The following is a 17,875-nucleotide window of genomic DNA, read 5'->3' on the forward strand; positions in this document are numbered from 1 at the left end:
AGGGGCAACGCCCCTCCCCCACCTCTCTGTACGATCTCCTACCCAAAGGTAGGGCAATCCCGCATTGCCGCCCGCCACGCGCTCATGTTACCCATTGCAAAAAACAGGCAGCGACAACAGGCAGAGCAGCCGCAATGAGCACAGCTTTACGCAAATACCAACGACTTGAAGCAACCGCCCTCTGGCGCGCTGGCGCGGACGCACAACGCCGCGAGGTGATCGTAGCTATTGGGGACGCCACGCTGGTGGTATCGGACACGCAGGATCGCCCGCTGGCGCATTGGTCGCTGGCCGCTCTGATGCGTGCCAACCCCGATGAAACCCCCGCCCTCTATCATCCCGCAGGCGACAGTGACGAAACACTGGAGTTTGGCGAGGACGAGAGTGAGATCGTCGCTGCCATCGAAAAACTACGCCTTGCGATCCATAAACGCCGCCCCAACGGCGGCCGGTTGCGCTGGGGCCTGATGGGGGCCTCTGCGGCCTCGGTTCTGGCGGTCTGTGTGTTCTGGTTGCCGGGTGCTTTGGTGGATCATGCCACCTCGGCCCTGCCAGAACGGCAGAAACAGATGATCGGCAATGCCATTCTGGCGGATCTGGTCCAGCACCACGGCCCCCGCTGTGACCTGCCGCGCCATCAGCCCCTGTTCAAACGGCTACGTGAAAGACTGCAACCCTTCGCCCCTGCCAGCCTACAGATCGCTGTGCTGCAGGATCTACAGGTTCCGGCGCTGCTGCTGCCAGGCAATACCTTGGTGCTCAGCGATCGGTTGCTGCGTGGCTTTGACGATCCCGATGTAATGGCCGGCTATATTCTGGCGCAACTGCTGACAGGCCACACTGAGGACCCGCTGCATGCCACACTTACCGACAGCGGATTGATTGCCACCCTGCGCCTGATGACCAGCGGCGCGTTGGACAGTGCCGCGCTGCAACGCCGCGCCACCACGCTCGGCCAGATGACTACATCTGCAATGCCTGACAGCGCAATGCTGCTGCAGGGTTTCCGTTCGGTCGGGGTCAAATCAACGCCCTACGCCTATGCGGTAGATCCTAGCGGTGAAACGACACTGACGCTGATCGAGGCCGACCCCTACCCACAAGCAGCCCCGCGCGCGGTCCTCAGCGATGCTGACTGGCTGCGCCTGCAAGCCATCTGCGAGGGCTGATCGCTCCCACAGTTTGCACCTAAAGGGGCGTCGCGCGGGCGTCAGCGCAGATACGCGTCGCCAAAACCTGACCGGCGCACGATCGACAGTGCCGCGGTGGCATGGCCACGATCCGCAAAGGGACCCACCAGCACCAGCTGCACAGGTTTACCACCTCGCTTAGCCGACCAGATCCGCATCGGCAGGCCTTTGGCCGCAAGTGCACCCGCAGTGCGCTGCGCATTATCCGGCTGGGCAAAGGTTGCCACCTGCACATAGGTGCGGCTGGTTGCTTTCGGTGCGGCCTGCTTGGCCACTTTGCGCGCAACAGGCGCTGTAGCGGCGTGCGATTTACTGGACACGACAACGCTTGACCGCTGCTGAGCATAGCTGGTGTGAGGATACTCCAGCCCTGGATAATGGCGAGTCACATCGCGGCCCGACACACGGTCGATCAACTGGCGCGGCACGGTTTGGGACCAGATCAGATCCATCGCGGCCTTGCCGCTAGCCGTCTGATGGGCGCGGTTCGGATTCAGACGGTCATCCTGCCACAGCGGCCGATAACCTGCAGGCACGCCGCTCGTCACCGCATGTTTCTGCTGCCACTCATAAACATGGCGTGGCGCGATACGCCCCTGACTGCCGGGCACCTGCACATATTCGGTCGGATCCGTCTTCTGCGCCGCTTGCTTGGACGGCGTCACTTTCACAGGCACCGGATCACCCGGCTGACGGGTCGGTGCCAGAACAGGCGCAGCCGCTACAGAGGTGGTCGCGACAGGCGCCCGCACCTGGCGGGCGGCAGGTGCCTGCACCACGGCACGCGGCACGGCAGACACCACCGGCGGCACAACGGCAGGCGCAGCTGCCACCGGCGCACGGCCAGTAATCACACGACCAGAATTCGCACGACCAGAACTCACGGAGCCAGACGCGGAACCAAAGATCGGTGATTGCGCCTGCGGGCCGCAACGCACGCCGCTGCCAGTGCCCAGATATCGTTGAGAAACCGAGGTTCCACCACCGCAGGCAGGCGCAACTGGCACGCTTGCCACACGCGGCGCTACGGGCGCCGGGCGAACGGGTTTCGGCGCAATCACCGGCACCGGCATCGGCCGTGGCGCTGCCACGCGCGGCGTCGGGCGCGACGCAGCCGAAGAGGCGTCAGTGCCGAAAATCGACGACAGAGTAAAACGCGGCGCCCGCGGTTTTGGCGCAGACGCAGCCGCAGACGCAACAGGCGCCTTCGCTACAGTGCGAACCGGCGCGGGTGCCGGTGCCGCTGCAGGCTGCGCAGGGGGTTTCGGCGCCGCCGCAGGTGCGGTCGCGATCACAGTTGTGGGGACACCACCACCCGCTGCAGGTGCCGCATCAGGGATCACCGGCAAGTTGCGATCAAACCCACCAGCGAATGTCGGCTTGGCGTTGCAAATATGTTCACGTGTGCGGGTGACGCGCGGAATCCAGTCCACCAGCCCACCCGTGCTGGCGCGGATATACACGCAGCCGCGACTGTCAACATATTGACGCCCCTCAAAGCTGCGCGGTGGAAATTCCGCCGGGATCGTTGTATCGCCACGTGCAAAAGCGGGCACAGCGGTAACGCCGGCCCCGATGCCAGTGGCAGTAAGAATAACAGCGGTTACAACAGCGCGTTTAAAACTCATTTGTGCCCCCACACAATATGTAGGGACACAATGCACGAGTTGCGGTCTCGTGTAAAGAATCGGGGCTTATTTTGTGCCAAACATACGGTCACCCGCATCCCCGAGCCCAGGCAAGATGTAACCCTTCTCGTTCAGGCGCTCATCAAGCGAGGCTGTCACGATCGGCACATCGGGGTGTGCTTCCTTCATTTTCGCAACACCTTCAGGCGCAGCCAGCAGGCACATGAAACGGATGTTGGTAGCCCCCGCCTCTTTCAGCAGATCAATCGCCTCAGCGGAGGAGTTGCCGGTCGCCAGCATCGGATCCACGGCAATGACCAGACGGTCACCGATATTTTCTGGCACCTTGAAGTAGTATTGCACCGGCTCCAGCGTTTCCTCATCACGGTAAAGGCCCACAAATCCCACACGGGCACCGGGGATCAGTTCCAGCACACCGTCCATCAACCCGTTGCCTGCACGCAGGATCGACACCAGCGCCAGCTTTTTGCCCTTCAGCACCGGCGCATCCATCTCCTGCATCGGGGTCTGGATGGTTTTAGTGGTCAGCTCCATCTCGCGGGTGATTTCATAGGCCAAAAGCTGGCTGATCTCACGCAGCAGACGGCGGAACTCGGGGGTTGCAGTGTCCTTGTCACGCATCTGGGTCAGTTTGTGCTGCACCAGCGGGTGATCGACGACGGTCAGATGGTCGGTCATACGGCTTCCAATCGTTTCTTGATTTTTGTTTTGGTGGCTGTGTCGCAGAAAGCGGCCTCCGCTGCCACAAGATTCAGCGCAGTGAAATCATGCTGACCCCAGCCAAATGCCTGTTCCAGCATCTCATATTCCCGCGTCATTGTGGTGTGGAAAAAGGGCGGATCATCGGTCGACACCGTGACCTTCACCCCCGCATCGCGCAGGCGCTTGATCGGGTGCGCGTCAATCGACGGGTAAACCCCCAGAACGACGTTCGATCCCGGACACACCTCCAGCGTGACGCCTTCGTCAATAACGCGCTGCATCAGCGCCGCGTCCTCGATCACCTGAACACCGTGACCCAGACGTTCCACCTTCAGATCATCCAGCGCCTGACGGATCGATTCCGGTCCACCCCATTCGCCTGCGTGCGTCGTCAGCTGCAATCCCGCCTCACGGGCGCAGTCATAGGCCCATTTGAACGTGCCTTGGGTGAACTTGTTCTCATCCCCGCCCATACCGAAACCGGTGATGAAATCGCCTCGGGTCTCAGCCGCGCACAGCGCCGTTTCTTTCGCCCAGTCTCCGCCAAAGTGGCGGATGCAAGTGACAATCCCCTTCAACACGATGCCATGAGCAGCCTCTGCCTTGGCGGCCGCTTCTTCAATGGCGTGCAAATATTCTTTCCACGCCTCAACATCACGCCCCCCACAGAAATCAGGGCTGATGAAGCTTTCGGCATAGATCACACCGTTGGCGGCGCATTCTTCCAACACGGCGGTGGTCAGGCGGGCGTAATCCTCCGGGCTTTTCAGCACCGACGTCGCGGCCTCATAAACGCTTAGGAAATGCACAAAATCACGGAAGGCATAGCTGCCGTCACCATTGAACACACCGCTCAGGTCGACCTTCTTCTCATGCGCCAACTGACGGATGAAGGCCGGCGGCGCAGCACCTTCGTGGTGCAGGTGCAATTCGACCTTTGGGGTATCTTGCCAGTTTGATTGGCCAGTCATAGGAAACTCCGTCCTGTGCCCTGTGCAGGCACATCCAAATGCGCCGCAACCGATGCGGCGATGTCTACAAATCCAACCTGCCCGATGCGGCCAGCACCAAGGCCCGCGATCAAAACAGGGGTGCGTTCGCGGGTATGATCAGTGCCGGGCCAACTGGGATCATTACCATGGTCCGCAGTGATCAGCAGCATGTCATCCTCGCGCAGCTGCGCCAGCACCTCCCCCAACTCGCGATCAAACCACTCCAGCGCACGCGCATAGCCGGAAATATCGCGGCGGTGACCGTACAGGCTGTCAAACTCGACAAAATTGGCAAAGGTCAGACTGCCCTCTTCGGCCTCGATGACCAGATCCTTCAGATGCTGCATCAATGCCTCATCCGACCCTTTGCGCAAATTATCAATCCCCCGCATGGAAAAGATATCGCCAATCTTGCCAACACCATAGACCATATGGCCTGCGCCCTGCACCCAATCACACAGGGTGGGCGACGGCGGCGCAATGGCATAATCGCGACGGTTTCCGGTGCGGACAAACCCCGTGGCCTCATCCCCCACAAAGGGACGTGCAATCACCCGCCCCACTTTCATCTCATGCACAATCGGCGCGACGTCCTGACACAATTGCAACAAACGTTCGAGGCCGAAGTGTTCCTCATGCGCCGCGATCTGCAAGACGCTGTCGGCAGAGGTGTAGCAAATCGGCCAACCGCTGCGGATATGTTCGCCGCCAAAATCAGCAATGACCTGCGTGCCCGAGGCGTGACAATCCCCCAAAATGCCCCCCGCGCCCGCCGCCTGCGCAATCCGCGCGCTGAGGTCAGCGGGAAAGCTTGGCTGCGCGTCGGGGAAGTAATGCCAATCCCAAGGCACCGGCACACCGGCGATTTCCCAATGTCCCGACGGTGTGTCCTTGCCCGGACTGACCTCTGTCGCCGCCCCCCAGTGGCCTGTGGGCGTGGCCCCCAAACCCGCCGCCTCAACACCAGACGCCAGCTTCACCGCCGCGCCCAAACCCAACGCGTCCATATGGGGCAGATACAGGGGGCCACTGCGCCCCTCCTCTGCCTCACCTGCCGCACAGGCTGCGGCGATATGGGCAATGGTGTTGGCGCCGGTATCAGGCAGATCACCGTTGAAAAACCGATCCGAATCCGGCGCGCCGCCGATCCCGACGGAGTCGATCACAACCAAAAACGCACGTGCCATTTCAACCGATCCTTTCATGAACGAGGGGAGGCAGATCCGGCGCTACATCCCCAATGGCGATCGCATCCCTGACGGCCGCAGCCGCCACCTCGGCCGCGCTTTCACGGGCGGCGTGGACACAGGCCAGCGTCTGACCTTTCTGCACCCGCAGACCAAGGGCCGCCACATCCGACAGGCCCACAGCAGGGTTCACCACATCGCTTTCCACCTGACGACCACCGCCAAGCACAACCACCGCCAGACCCAGGGCATGACCGTTCATCGCGGTGACGTAACCATCACGCGGCGCGGTCACCTCATAGATCACCGGCGCCTCTGGCAACATGCTGCGCCAATCGTCGATGAAACGCGGGGATCCGCCCTGCGCTGCAACCATACGGCCAAACACCTCTGCCGCGCGGCCATCTGCAATTACTGCACGAATCTGATCCGCACCCGCCGCTGCATCCACGGCCAATCCGGCATTGGCCAGCGCCACGCCGCCCAAGTCTGCGGTCAGATCCAACAAGGCACCGCCGCCGCGCCCCGTCAGCACACGCATCGAGCGTGCAACTTCCAGCGCGTTACCTAATTCCGGCACCAGCGGTTGGTTCATATCGGTGATCAACGCCGATGTCTGGCATCCGGCGGCATTGGCTGTGCTGACCAGCGCCTCAGCCAATGCCCGCGCCTCAGCTGCCGTTTTCATAAACGCGCCAGAGCCGACTTTGACATCCAGCACCAACCCCTCAAGGCCTGCCGCAAGCTTTTTCGACAGGATCGACGCGGTGATCAGGTCCAGACTCTCCACCGTGCCGGTCACATCACGGATCGCATACAGACGGCGATCAGCAGGCGCTACTTCGCCCGTGGCTGACACAATCGCACAGCCCACATCCCCAACAACCTGACGGAACTGATCCTCGTTCAGACCCGTGCGACAGCCGGGAATCGCCTCCAATTTATCCAAAGTGCCGCCCGTATGGCCCAGACCACGGCCTGAAATCATCGGCACATAGCCACCACAGGCAGCCAGCGCAGGCGCCAGAACCAGCGACACACAATCACCCACCCCACCGGTGGAATGTTTGTCGATCACCGGGCGGTCCAGATCCCACTGCATCACATCGCCACTGTCACGCATTGCCTGCGTCAACCCAACGCGCCCTGCCTCATTCAGACCATTCAGCAGCGCAGCCATGGCAAAGGCCCCGACCTGCGCGTCACTCACGGATCCATCGGCCAAGCCACGGGCAAACCACGCCAATTCCGCCCGCTCCAGCGGTTGGCGGTCGCGCAGTTTCACAATGATCGCACGGGCGTCCATCGCTCAGCTCCGTTCCATATGGGACATGTCAAACGCACCGGGCAGTAAATCGCCAATAGTGGTCTGCAAGGTGGCGCCATCGGTGGTGGCCAGCGTCACCGTGACATCCCGCGCGCCAAATTCGGCCAATTTCTGACGACACCCCCCACAGGGCGGCACTGGCGCCGGACTGTCGGCAATCACGCAGACCGCGGTCAGTTCCTTGGTCCCCGCAGCGACCATCGCAGCAATTGCGCCTGCCTCGGCACAGGTGCCTTCGGGATAGGCGACGTTTTCAACGTTGCAGCCCTGATAGATCACGCCATCTTTGCCCAGAATGGCCGCACCGACCTTGAAATTCGAATAAGGTGCATGAGCGTTCTCGCGCACGCGCGTGGCAATGGTTAACAGGTTTTCGGCGGTCGGCATGAGGGTGTCCTTTGTTCTTCTCATCCACGTCACCCAGAGAAGGCAGCGCAAAGACAGCATCGGATCAGGTGGATATTTATGGCGGATATTTTTGATCGAATGAGAAACCTTTGCCTAAAGGCATGGCCTTTGCAAGCGCCTGTTGGGCATAAACCAGCCTTAAGCCAAAATCCGCACCTTCCGCTAGGTTAAAAAATGGTTTAACACTAAACTAACTGATATTTATTGAGGCGAACCGATGTCCGACAGCCAGAAACAAACCCTGCGCCAGGCCGCTCTACTGTATCATGAGACCCCCAAACCCGGCAAACTAGAGGTGCGCGCCACCAAACCGCTGGCCAACGGGCGCGATCTGTCACTGGCCTACAGCCCCGGCGTCGCCGAAGCCTGCCTGGAGATCAAGGCAGATCCCGCAGAAGCCAGCCGCTACACCGCGCGCGGCAATCTGGTGGGCGTTGTGTCAAACGGATCCGCCGTTCTGGGCCTGGGCAACATCGGCGCGCTGGCGTCAAAGCCGGTGATGGAAGGCAAGGCCGTTCTGTTTAAGAAATTCGCCAACATCGACTGTTTCGACATCGAAGTGGACGAAAAAGACCCCGAAAAACTGGCCGAGATTGTCTGCGCCCTCGGCCCGACCTTCGGCGCCATCAACCTCGAAGATATCAAGGCGCCAGATTGCTTTATCGTCGAAAAGATCTGCCGCGAACGGATGAACATCCCCGTGTTCCACGACGATCAGCACGGCACGGCAATTGTTGTGGGCGCAGCTGCAACAAACGCATTGCAGGTCGCGGGCAAACGGTTTGAGGATATCAAGATTGTGTCCACCGGTGGCGGCGCGGCAGGGATTGCCTGCCTGAACATGCTGCTGAAACTGGGGGTTAAACGCGAAAACGTCTGGCTCTGTGACATCGACGGTCTGGTCTATGAAGGCCGCACCAGCGAAATGACCCCACAAAAGGCCGAATATGCCCAAGCCAGCGACAAACGCACGCTGGATGAGGTGATCGAAGGCGCGGACATGTTTCTTGGCCTGTCTGGCCCCGGTGTGCTGAAGCCTGAAATGGTCGCCAAAATGGCCGGTCGCCCCATCGTCTTTGCCCTTGCAAACCCGACGCCGGAAATCATGCCAGATGAAGCCCGCACAGTGGCCCCAGATGCGATCATCGCCACCGGTCGCAGTGATTTCCCCAATCAGGTCAACAACGTGTTGTGCTTCCCCTTCATCTTCCGTGGGGCGCTGGATGTGGGCGCGACGGAGATCAACGACGACATGTGCGTCGCCTGCGTCCAAGGCATCGCAGAACTGGCCCGCGCCACCACCTCGGCCGAGGCGGCAGCGGCCTATAAGGGTGAACAGCTGACCTTTGGCGCCGACTACCTGATCCCGAAGCCCTTTGATCCGCGTCTGGTCGGCGTGGTATCCGCCGCCGTGGCCAAGGCAGCAATGGACAGCGGCGTTGCCACCCGTCCGATTGACGACCTGGAAGCCTATAAACACAAACTGGACCAGTCGGTATTCAAATCCGCACTGCTGATGCGGCCGCTGTTTGAAAGCGCCCGCGCAGCCTCCCGCCGCATCATCTTTGCCGAAGGTGAGGATGAGCGCGTGCTGCGCGCCGCACAGGCAATCCTCGAGGAAACGACCGAAACCCCGATCCTTATCGGCCGCCCCGAAGTGCTGGAGGCACGCTGCGAACGCGCGGGCCTCAACATCCGCCCGGGGGTGGATTTCCAATTCGTGAACCCGGAAAACGATCCGCGCTATTTCGATTTCTGGACCAGCTATCACGAACTGATGGAGCGCAAAGGCGTCACCCCCGATCTGGCCAAGGCGATCATGCGCACCAACACAACCGCCATCGCCGCCGTGGCCGTGCATCGCGGTGAGGCAGACAGCATGATCTGCGGCACCTTCGGCGAATACCGCTGGCATCTGAACTATATCCAGCAGATCCTTGGCACCCCTGACCTCAGCCCACAGGGCGCGCTGTCGCTGATGATCCTTGAGGACGGACCGCTGTTTATTGCAGACACGCAGGTGCATGAACTGCCGACACCTGAACAGCTGGCGCGCATCGCCGAAGGCGCCGCGCGCCACGTGCGCCGCTTTGGTCTGGAACCAAACGTGGCGCTGTGTTCGCAAAGCCAGTTTGGCAACCACGCAGAAGGATCGGGCAAACGTCTGCGCGAAGCGCTGGCAATCCTCGACAGTCGCGACACTGATTTCACCTATGAGGGGGAGATGAACGTGGACGTGGCGCTGGATCCGGGCCTGCGCCAGAAACTCTTCCCGCGCTCGCGCATGTCGGGCGTTGCCAACACGCTGGTCTTTGCCCATGCCGATGCGGCATCAGGCGTGCGCAACATCCTGAAAATGCGCGCTGACGGGCTGGAGGTCGGACCGATCCTGATGGGCATGGGCAACAAGGCCCATATCGTCAGCCCCTCGATCACTGCGCGGGGCCTTTTGAACATGGCGGCCATCGCCGGCACGCCAGTGGATCATTACGGTTAAACCAAAACCACAAACGAAAGCGGGTGGCGCCGTCTGCTAAGCGCCACCCGATCCTTGCACTGTGCGCGGCACCCTCCCGCAAGGTACGGGTCACCCGGCCGCTCGATCCACCCGTGCAAGGATACGCAGATCAATGGTTGGCCCGACTAGATTGGGATAGCCGCTTGCGCCAAACACTCTGCGATCCAGACTGCCGGTCAGCAGCACCGACAGCTTACTTAGATCCCCCTGCTCTGTTCCCACCTGCCGGAACAGCTGCGCCTGTAAGGACACCGGTTTGGTCACGCCACGGACAGTCAGATCGCCGGTCACCGTCGCCTTGTGGATCGTGCCAGTGATCTTGCGTGCCACGAAGCGGATCTGGGGATGGCGGCGTACATCCAGCACCTCGGCCCCTTTCAGCGCCTCAGTGGCAAAAAACAGCCCGGCCTTCGCACGGCCGGGGTTCAGCGTCACATCAATCCGGCTGCGCGACACATCCCGCAGGTCCAGCTGCAGGTCCGCAGATTGCACCGGCATAGTGCCCTGAGTGCCTGCGTCATCCAGATAATAGGTAAATCCGACAGCGCTGTTCACTTTGTCCAGTTCATACCGTACCGGCGCCGCCTGCACGCTGCCTGCGCCCAATGCGATCACCCCAAACGACAGAGCCGATCGCATAAATATCCGACGTTTCATCCGCACCTCCAAACTCAAGAACACCGTCAACACCCGCCACTCCGACAGTGAGGAGACTATGACAGAGCCACCGATCACGAGTCCCAAACATCTGCGCGAGGGGGAATGTGATCCCCTCTGAAAGGCCAACTGCAAACTTTGCAATTTTGCAATTTTAACGGTGGCGCATTGGATTTCAGCAAAGTCTTTCCCGCTTTGCGAAGCGATTTTTGACGGTTTGGCGGAAAATGATAACCAACATCAGAATTGTGACCCCGCGTCACAGGCAATGCTTGCCCCATCCTGACTGCCCCCCGTATCCAATAGGCATGGAATGAGGAGGAGGAAAATCATGTCATACAAAGAGGTTTACCAAAACTGGCAGGCCAACCCCGAAGCTTTCTGGATGGAAGCGGCAGAGGCGATTGACTGGGACAGCGCCCCCTCAAAGGCGCTCTTTGACAAGGGCGACGATCTTTACGAATGGTTCGCAGATGCGAAAGTAAACACCTGCTGGAACGCCGTGGACCGCCACGTCGAAGCGGGCCGTGGTGAACAAACCGCAATCATCTACGACAGTCCCATCACCCACACCAAACGCGAGATTTCTTATGTCGAGCTGCGCAATCGCGTGGCTTCCCTCGCTGGGGCGCTGCGCGCCAAAGGCGTGGAAAAAGGCGACCGCGTGATTATTTACATGCCGATGATTCCCGAAGCACTGGAGGCCATGCTGGCCTGCGCCCGTCTTGGCGCGATCCATTCGGTGGTGTTTGGCGGGTTCGCTGCCAATGAACTGGCCGTGCGGATTAACGATGCGAAACCCAAAGCGATCATCGCCGCCTCCTGCGGGTTGGAACCGGGCCGCGTGGTGCACTACAAACCGCTGCTTGATGGCGCCATTGAACAGGCCGATCACAAACCCGATTTCTGCGTCATCTTCCAGCGCGAACAAGAGGTCGCCGAACTGGTCGAGGGGCGCGATGTGAACTGGCACGGTTTCCAATACGGTGTCGCCCCCGCCGACTGCGTACCGGTTGAGGGCAACCACCCCGCATATATCCTCTACACCTCCGGCACCACGGGGCAGCCTAAAGGCGTGGTGCGCCACACCGCAGGTCATCTGGTGGCGCTGAACTGGACGATGAAGAACCTTTATAACGTCGATCCGGGCGATGTGTTCTGGGCCGCCTCTGACGTGGGTTGGGTCGTGGGCCACAGCTACATCTGCTACGGTCCGCTGATCCATGGCAACACCACCATTGTGTTTGAAGGCAAACCGGTGGGCACACCGGACGCGGGCACATTCTGGCGGGTGATCTCGGAGCATAAGGTCAAAAGCTTCTTCACCGCTCCCACGGCCTTCCGTGCGGTGAAGCGTGAGGATCCGGCAGGCGACTATGTGCAGAATTACGATCTGTCCTGCCTGAAGCAGGTCTTTCTGGCGGGTGAACGGGCTGATCCCGACACGATTGAATGGGCACAGAAACAGCTGAACGTGCCGGTGATTGACCACTGGTGGCAGACCGAAACCGGCTTTGCCATCGCGGCGAACCCGCTGGGGATTGAGGAACTGCCGGTGAAACTGGGCAGCCCGACCGTGGCGATGCCGGGCTTTGACGTGCAGATTTTGGATGAGGGCGGCCACCCGATGAAACCGGGCGAGTTGGGCGCCATCGCGATCAAACTGCCGCTGCCGCCGGGCACCCTGCCAACCCTGTGGAACGCCGAAGAGCGCTTTCGCTCCTCCTACCTGACCACCTTCCCCGGCTACTATGAAACCGGCGATGCGGGCATGATTGATGAGGACGGCTATGTCTCGATCATGGCGCGCACCGATGACGTAATCAACGTCGCCGGCCACCGCCTGTCCACCGGCGGCATGGAAGAGGTGCTGGCAGGCCACCCAGACGTGGCGGAATGTGCCGTGGTCGGTGTCTCAGATGCGCTGAAAGGCCAGATGCCGCTGGGCTTCCTGTGTCTGAACGCAGGCTGTGACCGCCCCCACGCCGAAGTGGTGAAGGAAGTGGTGGCGTTGGTGCGCGAAAAAATCGGTCCGGTTGCCGCGTTCAAACTGGCCACCGTGGTGGATCGCCTGCCCAAAACGCGATCGGGCAAGATCCTGCGCGCCACAATGGTGTCGATCGCGGATGGCAAGGACTACAAAATGCCCGCCACCATCGACGATCCCGCCATTCTGGACGAGATCAAGCTGGCCCTGCAGGGTCTGGGCTACGCCCACGACTGACCCCAATCCCTGTGAAAAATGTCGCAAGGCCGCGCATCTGCGCGGCCTTTTGCGCATTTAACGAACATCGAAAGGGCGCGGTACAGCGCTTTGATCCCCTCAAAGTGCAAAGAAAAAGGGCGCCGCGCAGGACGCCCTTTTTGAAATTCAGACAGCAACCAGATCAGCCGCGATATTTCGACAGCAGCATCGACCCGTTGGTGCCACCAAAGCCGAAGCTGTTGGTCATCACCGTGTCCAGACCGGCGTTTTCCACCAGCGAGGTGGCGATTTCCGCAGGGTTCAGCGCCGGATCCAGCGTTTCAACGTTGATCGACGGAATGATGAAATCATGTTCCAGCGCCAGCAGACAATAGACCGCTTCCTGTGCGCCCGTGGCGCCCTGGCTGTGGCCCGTCATCGACTTGGTCGAGGAAATCACCGGCGTCTGACCTTCGCCAAAGACGCGGCGCACGGCCTCTACCTCACCCACATCACCCACAGGGGTCGATGTGCCATGGGCGTTGATATAGCCAACCTTGCGGCCCTCTTCGAGCGTCGACAGCGCCACGCGCATCGCACGTTCACCGCCCTCACCCGAAGGGGCAACCATGTCGGCACCGTCAGAGGTGGCACCATAACCGGTCACTTCGGCGTAGATCTTGGCGCCACGGGCTTTGGCATGTTCCAGCTCTTCCAGAACCAGAATACCGCCGCCGCCACCGATGACAAAACCGTCACGGTTGGCGTCAAACGCGCGCGATGCTTTTTCCGGCGTGTCGTTATATTTCGACGACATCGCGCCCATCGCGTCAAAAAGACAGCTGAGGGTCCAGTCCAGTTCTTCGCCGCCGCCCGCGAACATCACGTCCTGCTTGCCCATCATGATCTGCTCTGCCGCGTTGCCGATGCAGTGCAGCGAGGTCGAACAGGCCGAGGTGATCGAATAGTTGATGCCCTTGATCTGGAACGCGGTTGCAAGGTTCGCAGATACGGTCGAACACATGGTTTTAGGCACCGCGAACGGACCGATCCGCTTGGTCGCGCCGGATTTCAGCACCGTTTGGTGTGCAGCCAACATCGCGCTGGTCGACGGCCCGCCAGACCCGGCAACCAAACCGGTGCGCGGGTTGATCACATCGCTTTCCTCCAGACCGGAATCGGCGATCGCCTCCTGCATCGCAATATAGGCATAGGCCGCGCCCGGCCCCATAAAACGCAGGGTGCGCTTGTCGACGTGATCGGCAACATTCAGTTTGATGTCACCGGCGATCTGACTGCGGAACCCGTGTTCCTTCATCGCCTCATTGGCGGTGATGCCGGACGTGCCAGCTTTGAGAGAGGCCAGAACCTCTTCGGCATTGTTCCCGATGCTCGAGACCACCCCGAGACCTGTAACGACTACACGGCGCATGACGCCTCCTCTTATCAGCTTTCAGCCTATGTAGAACAGGCAGCCAGAAAGGGGAAGCGAATTGGACTGCGGCCAAGTATATTAAGGCCAAAACGGAAAACGACGCCACCGTAGGCAGCGCCGTTCAGACGTGTGGTCACGCCAAACTTGCGTTAGCCTTCAATCGCGTAAACCGCTGATTTCGTGCCGTCCCGACGGTTGAACACAACCGTACCCGCCTCAATCACCGGCGTGCTGCAATATTCACGACCTGTCAGGAAATCAGGCGCAGAATAGGTGCTGCACACCTCTGTCGCGGTGGTGGTGTAGCTGCCGACAACCGGATCACCTTTGATCTCACCGGACACGGTCCCATCAGCGTTGAGGATGAAAATAGTCCCCTCCGCGGACACCAGCTGTTTGTCCAGCAACGGGTCAACCGCCGTGGGGTTTGACGTCTCAGTGGCGGTCATACAGGCCGCCAAAGGCAAAATTGCAGACAGGGCAAGGATACGTAGTCTATTCATATTCAAACTCCTATTTGGTTAAAAACACGCTGAGTATACACCAAAAGGCGATCAAATTCGCTGTTTTACGCGCCCACCACACACAACCGCACGATCAACATCCCCCTCCTCCGCAACGCAAAACGGCGCCGCAAAGTGCGGCGCCGTTTCAGAAGTTATATAAATGGCTTAGCCGATTTCAGCGCCGTCTTCGCGCCAGACCGCAACGACCGACGAACGCGGCTTGCCCGCACCATCAGGCCACTGACCTTTCGGGTGCTGCACCCCGACGAAGGCCACTTTCTTGTCCAGCGACCAGCACAGACCGGTCACCTCTGCACCATAAGGCACGGTCATAAAGCGCAGGATCTCACCGCTTTCGGGATCGCCAACCAGCATCTGGTTGTTGCCCATACCGGCAAAATCGCCCTCGTTCTTGTAGTTGCCGTCAGTCTGGATCCAAAGCATGCCTTTGCTGTCAAACGCCATTCCATCGGGGGAGTTGAACATGTTGCCAGCGTTTACGTTGGCCGACCCGCCATATTCATCACCATGCACGGTCGGGTTGCCCGCCATCACATAAAGATCCCAGCCAAAGCTGTCCGCCGCGTGGTTTTCATCCGCCGGCGTCCAGCGTACGATCTGGCCGTAATGGTTGGTTTCACGCGGGTTCACCGCATTGACCGATGTGTCATCACCACCAGCATTCGGTTTCACGCCGCGATTTTTGTTGTTGGTCAGGGCGCAGTAGGCTTCGACCTTAATCGGGTTCGACGCGACCCATTCCGGGCGATCCATCGTGGTCCCCCCAACGGCCGAGGCCGCCATACGGGTAAAGCACAGGATATTCGCCATATCCATGCCGGTGGTTTCCGGCGTCAGCGCCAGCCATTCGCCAGTCTGATCCTCATTAAACTTCGCCACATACAGCGTGCCGTCGTTCAACAAATCACCGCCATCGGTGCCCTCGGCCCAAACGCCGTTCGACACGAAACGGTACAGGAATTCGCCACGCTCATCATCGCCCATATAGACCACGATCCGGCCATCCTTGGCCTGCACCATCTCGGCGTTTTCGTGTTTGAAACGGCCCAGCGCAGTGCGCTTGATCGGGGTCGAGGTAGGGTCAGACGGGTCAATCTCGGTGATAAAGCCGTGGCGGTGCGGCTCGTTCGGTTCGTTCGAAATATCATAACGCGGGTCGAACTTTTCATAGGCGTAGCGGCCCTTGCCCTTAATGCCATAGCGGATGTAACCCTCACCCTCAGGCATTTCTCCAGTGGCGCCGAAGTAACCGTTAAAGTTCTCTTCGCAGGTCAGGTAAGTGTCCCACAGGGTGCGGCCCGAACCACAGTTGTTCATGGTGCCTTTGACCGTGGTGCCGGTCGGGTCTGCCTTGGTCTGAACCAGCGCGTGACCGGCCAGTGGGCCTGCCAGCGCCATTTCGGTTTCGTGGGTAATACGGCGGTTCAACGGGCTGTCTTTGACCACGCTGTAGCCATCGGTGGCCTTGGCAATCTCCATCACCGTCACACCTTGCAGGTTCTTCAGCAGGCGCACCTCATCAGCCGTCTGCGGCGTGCCTTCAGAGGCGGCAGGCAGGTTGATCTTGGGATTCACATATTCAGAATTGACGGTGATCACCTCTTTACCGTTCACCTCAAACAATTCCATCCCATCGGTGTTTTCACCAAACACCTTGTCGGACATATCGGCGGATACGCCAGTCTCTGGGCTGTAGGCGCCGTCGGCGTCGGACCACAGCGCATCGCCCCAGCGTACCAGCACGTTGGATTTATAGCCCTCGGGCACATGCACCGCGGCGTCCGTAGCGATTCCGATGGGGTGGAAGCCAAACTTGCCATGACCGCCAGCCCGCGCCGCAGTGGTCGAGCCGAACAATCCGCTGCCGAAAACCGCCGCGCCAGAGCCAAAGGCCAACGCCCCGCCCAAAAATCCACGCCGCGAAATCGCCGCTTCGACCACTTTGTCAAATTGGTTGGTGTTGGGACGCGGATCGCGGGCTTCGTCAAAATCGTCCCACGACATATCTACATCATATTGATCGGTCATTTTCTGGCTCCTGAAATAAGTCGCTGAGGGCGGAGGCAGCCCGCCCGTATAAGAGCAATGTGTTAGGACCCGGATGTGTCGGATTTATAAAACCCTGCGAGGGATGCGCGTTTTTTTACCGATGGAGAAGCTTTGGCATATTCAACCAGCGCAAGTACCACATTGACACAGCAACGCCCTAAGATACCCTCAAAAAGAGCAATCAGCACAGAAAATCGCGCGAGGTCGTAAGGACGTCATCATCCTAATTCTTACAATCTCTGTGATCTACGTGATGCCCCAGAGATGAACAATCCATATGGGAAAAGAGCCAAATGGGCGCTGGTGAACCTATGCAAGGGTCAGGCAATCCGCGCCGAAGTCACCGCTATCGACGATCACGGCAGAACCGTAGCCAAATGCACATTGCCCGATGGGCGCGACCTATCGACAGAATTGGTAAAGCAGGGCCTCGCCATAGACTGGCCCAAGTTCTCCGGCGGCATTTACAAAGACCTAGAGCCAGAGGGCCTGCGCAAAAAACTCTGGCTTGCAGACGCCCGCCAGAAGGGGCGCAGGCATGTATGGGACCAATACGAGGCGCGAAAAGCGAACACTAAAGCAAACACTCAGGAATAAGTATCCTGTCCACGCGTCCTCACCCACACCTCGCACCCAACACAATCCACACTCCCAGCGGCACCAGCAGGGCCACAATCATCAGCGTGCTGGACACTTTGTTATGGGGGACCCTGTCGACCCCGACCATTGCCTTGAACACACCGCCAAGGCTGAGACGGTGCTTTCGTTTCAGGTAGAACAGCACCGTCAGCGCCCCAAGTACGAACAGCAGCGATGGCAATGGGAAGGCAGCGTCGACGCAGGCTGCTAACTCTTGGGCCGCTAACTCTTGAGCTGCCAAATCCCGGGCCGCAAGTTCCTCCACAAAGGTGGCCGTTGCGGTAGCTTCTGTCGTAGCAGCGGCTGTGATGGAAGCAGTGACACCTGCGTCAGGCACAATTGCTTCAGGCACGGCTGTTTCGGTGGTCATACACACACTCCAGATACGATGAGGCCGGCCACGATGGGCC

At 59.9% G+C, this 17,875-nt stretch carries 15 protein-coding genes; 4 read left to right on the forward strand and 11 right to left on the reverse strand.

Annotation, left to right across the window (positions count from 1 at the left end; translation table 11 throughout):
* The first annotated feature begins 134 nt into the window (after positions 1-134).
* Entirely contained in the window at positions 135-1,169 is a 1,035-nt protein-coding gene (locus tag MHM86_RS08385) for a hypothetical protein (RefSeq protein WP_239197879.1), read from the forward strand.
* A 41-nt stretch (positions 1,170-1,210) separates the two neighbouring features.
* Here MHM86_RS08385 and MHM86_RS08390 read toward each other — a convergent pair whose 3' ends face one another.
* The 6 genes from MHM86_RS08390 to MHM86_RS08415 all read right to left on the reverse strand — a co-directional run bounded on the left by MHM86_RS08390 (position 1,211) and on the right by MHM86_RS08415 (position 7,434).
* On the reverse strand, positions 1,211-2,818 hold the full coding sequence (locus tag MHM86_RS08390; RefSeq protein ID WP_239197881.1) for an SPOR domain-containing protein: 1,608 nt from the start codon (positions 2,816-2,818) through the stop codon (positions 1,211-1,213).
* A 66-nt stretch (positions 2,819-2,884) separates the two neighbouring features.
* Positions 2,885-3,517 (reverse strand): uracil phosphoribosyltransferase, encoded by a 633-nt coding sequence (upp, locus tag MHM86_RS08395; RefSeq protein WP_239197883.1) that lies wholly within the window; start codon positions 3,515-3,517, stop codon positions 2,885-2,887.
* Entirely contained in the window at positions 3,514-4,512 is a 999-nt protein-coding gene (locus tag MHM86_RS08400; protein WP_239197885.1) for an adenosine deaminase, read from the reverse strand. The genes upp and MHM86_RS08400 overlap by 4 nt, the downstream gene beginning before the upstream one ends.
* Entirely contained in the window at positions 4,509-5,720 is a 1,212-nt protein-coding gene (locus MHM86_RS08405; protein WP_239197887.1) for a phosphopentomutase, read from the reverse strand. The genes MHM86_RS08400 and MHM86_RS08405 overlap by 4 nt, the downstream gene beginning before the upstream one ends.
* A 1-nt stretch (position 5,721) precedes the next feature.
* The gene (locus MHM86_RS08410) at positions 5,722-7,026 is read right to left on the reverse strand and encodes a thymidine phosphorylase (RefSeq protein ID WP_239197889.1); all 1,305 of its coding nucleotides are present in this window, start codon (positions 7,024-7,026) and stop codon (positions 5,722-5,724) included.
* Positions 7,027-7,029: 3 nt separating this feature from the next.
* A complete protein-coding gene (locus MHM86_RS08415) occupies positions 7,030-7,434 on the reverse strand; it encodes a cytidine deaminase (protein WP_239197891.1) in 405 nt (134 codons plus the stop codon).
* Positions 7,435-7,672: 238 nt separating this feature from the next.
* On the opposite strand from MHM86_RS08415, the gene MHM86_RS08420 reads away from it, so the two are divergent.
* Positions 7,673-9,952 (forward strand): NADP-dependent malic enzyme, encoded by a 2,280-nt coding sequence (locus MHM86_RS08420; RefSeq protein ID WP_239197893.1) that lies wholly within the window; start codon positions 7,673-7,675, stop codon positions 9,950-9,952.
* A gap of 90 nt (positions 9,953-10,042) precedes the next feature.
* Here MHM86_RS08420 and MHM86_RS08425 read toward each other — a convergent pair whose 3' ends face one another.
* On the reverse strand, positions 10,043-10,630 hold the full coding sequence (locus MHM86_RS08425; RefSeq protein ID WP_239197895.1) for a YceI family protein: 588 nt from the start codon (positions 10,628-10,630) through the stop codon (positions 10,043-10,045).
* Between the two features lie 331 nt (positions 10,631-10,961).
* On the opposite strand from MHM86_RS08425, the gene prpE reads away from it, so the two are divergent.
* On the forward strand, positions 10,962-12,854 hold the full coding sequence (gene prpE, locus MHM86_RS08430; protein ID WP_239197897.1) for a propionate-CoA ligase PrpE: 1,893 nt from the start codon (positions 10,962-10,964) through the stop codon (positions 12,852-12,854).
* Positions 12,855-13,017: 163 nt separating this feature from the next.
* Here the strand turns inward: prpE and fabB are convergent, their stop codons facing one another.
* The 3 genes from fabB to MHM86_RS08445 form a co-directional block, all read right to left on the reverse strand.
* On the reverse strand, positions 13,018-14,247 hold the full coding sequence (gene fabB / locus MHM86_RS08435) for a beta-ketoacyl-ACP synthase I (protein ID WP_239197899.1): 1,230 nt from the start codon (positions 14,245-14,247) through the stop codon (positions 13,018-13,020).
* Positions 14,248-14,399: 152 nt separating this feature from the next.
* Positions 14,400-14,753, reverse strand: a complete 354-nt coding sequence (locus MHM86_RS08440) for a hypothetical protein (RefSeq protein WP_239197901.1) — start codon at positions 14,751-14,753, stop codon at positions 14,400-14,402.
* A 168-nt stretch (positions 14,754-14,921) separates the two neighbouring features.
* Positions 14,922-16,805 (reverse strand): PhoX family phosphatase, encoded by a 1,884-nt coding sequence (locus tag MHM86_RS08445; RefSeq protein WP_239197903.1) that lies wholly within the window; start codon positions 16,803-16,805, stop codon positions 14,922-14,924.
* A gap of 285 nt (positions 16,806-17,090) precedes the next feature.
* Here MHM86_RS08445 and MHM86_RS08450 point away from each other — a divergent pair, with 285 nt between their 5' ends.
* Positions 17,091-17,423: a thermonuclease family protein gene (locus tag MHM86_RS08450; protein WP_239197905.1), complete on the forward strand. Its 333-nt coding sequence runs from the start codon at positions 17,091-17,093 to the stop codon at positions 17,421-17,423.
* 19 nt (positions 17,424-17,442) lie between these two features.
* Here the strand turns inward: MHM86_RS08450 and MHM86_RS08455 are convergent, their stop codons facing one another.
* Positions 17,443-17,835: a hypothetical protein gene (locus MHM86_RS08455; protein ID WP_239197907.1), complete on the reverse strand. Its 393-nt coding sequence runs from the start codon at positions 17,833-17,835 to the stop codon at positions 17,443-17,445.
* Between the last annotated feature and the right edge of the window lie 40 nt (positions 17,836-17,875).

The organism is Thalassobius sp. Cn5-15 (genome assembly GCF_022347685.1).
Taxonomy (GTDB): Bacteria; Pseudomonadota; Alphaproteobacteria; order Rhodobacterales; family Rhodobacteraceae; genus Thalassobius.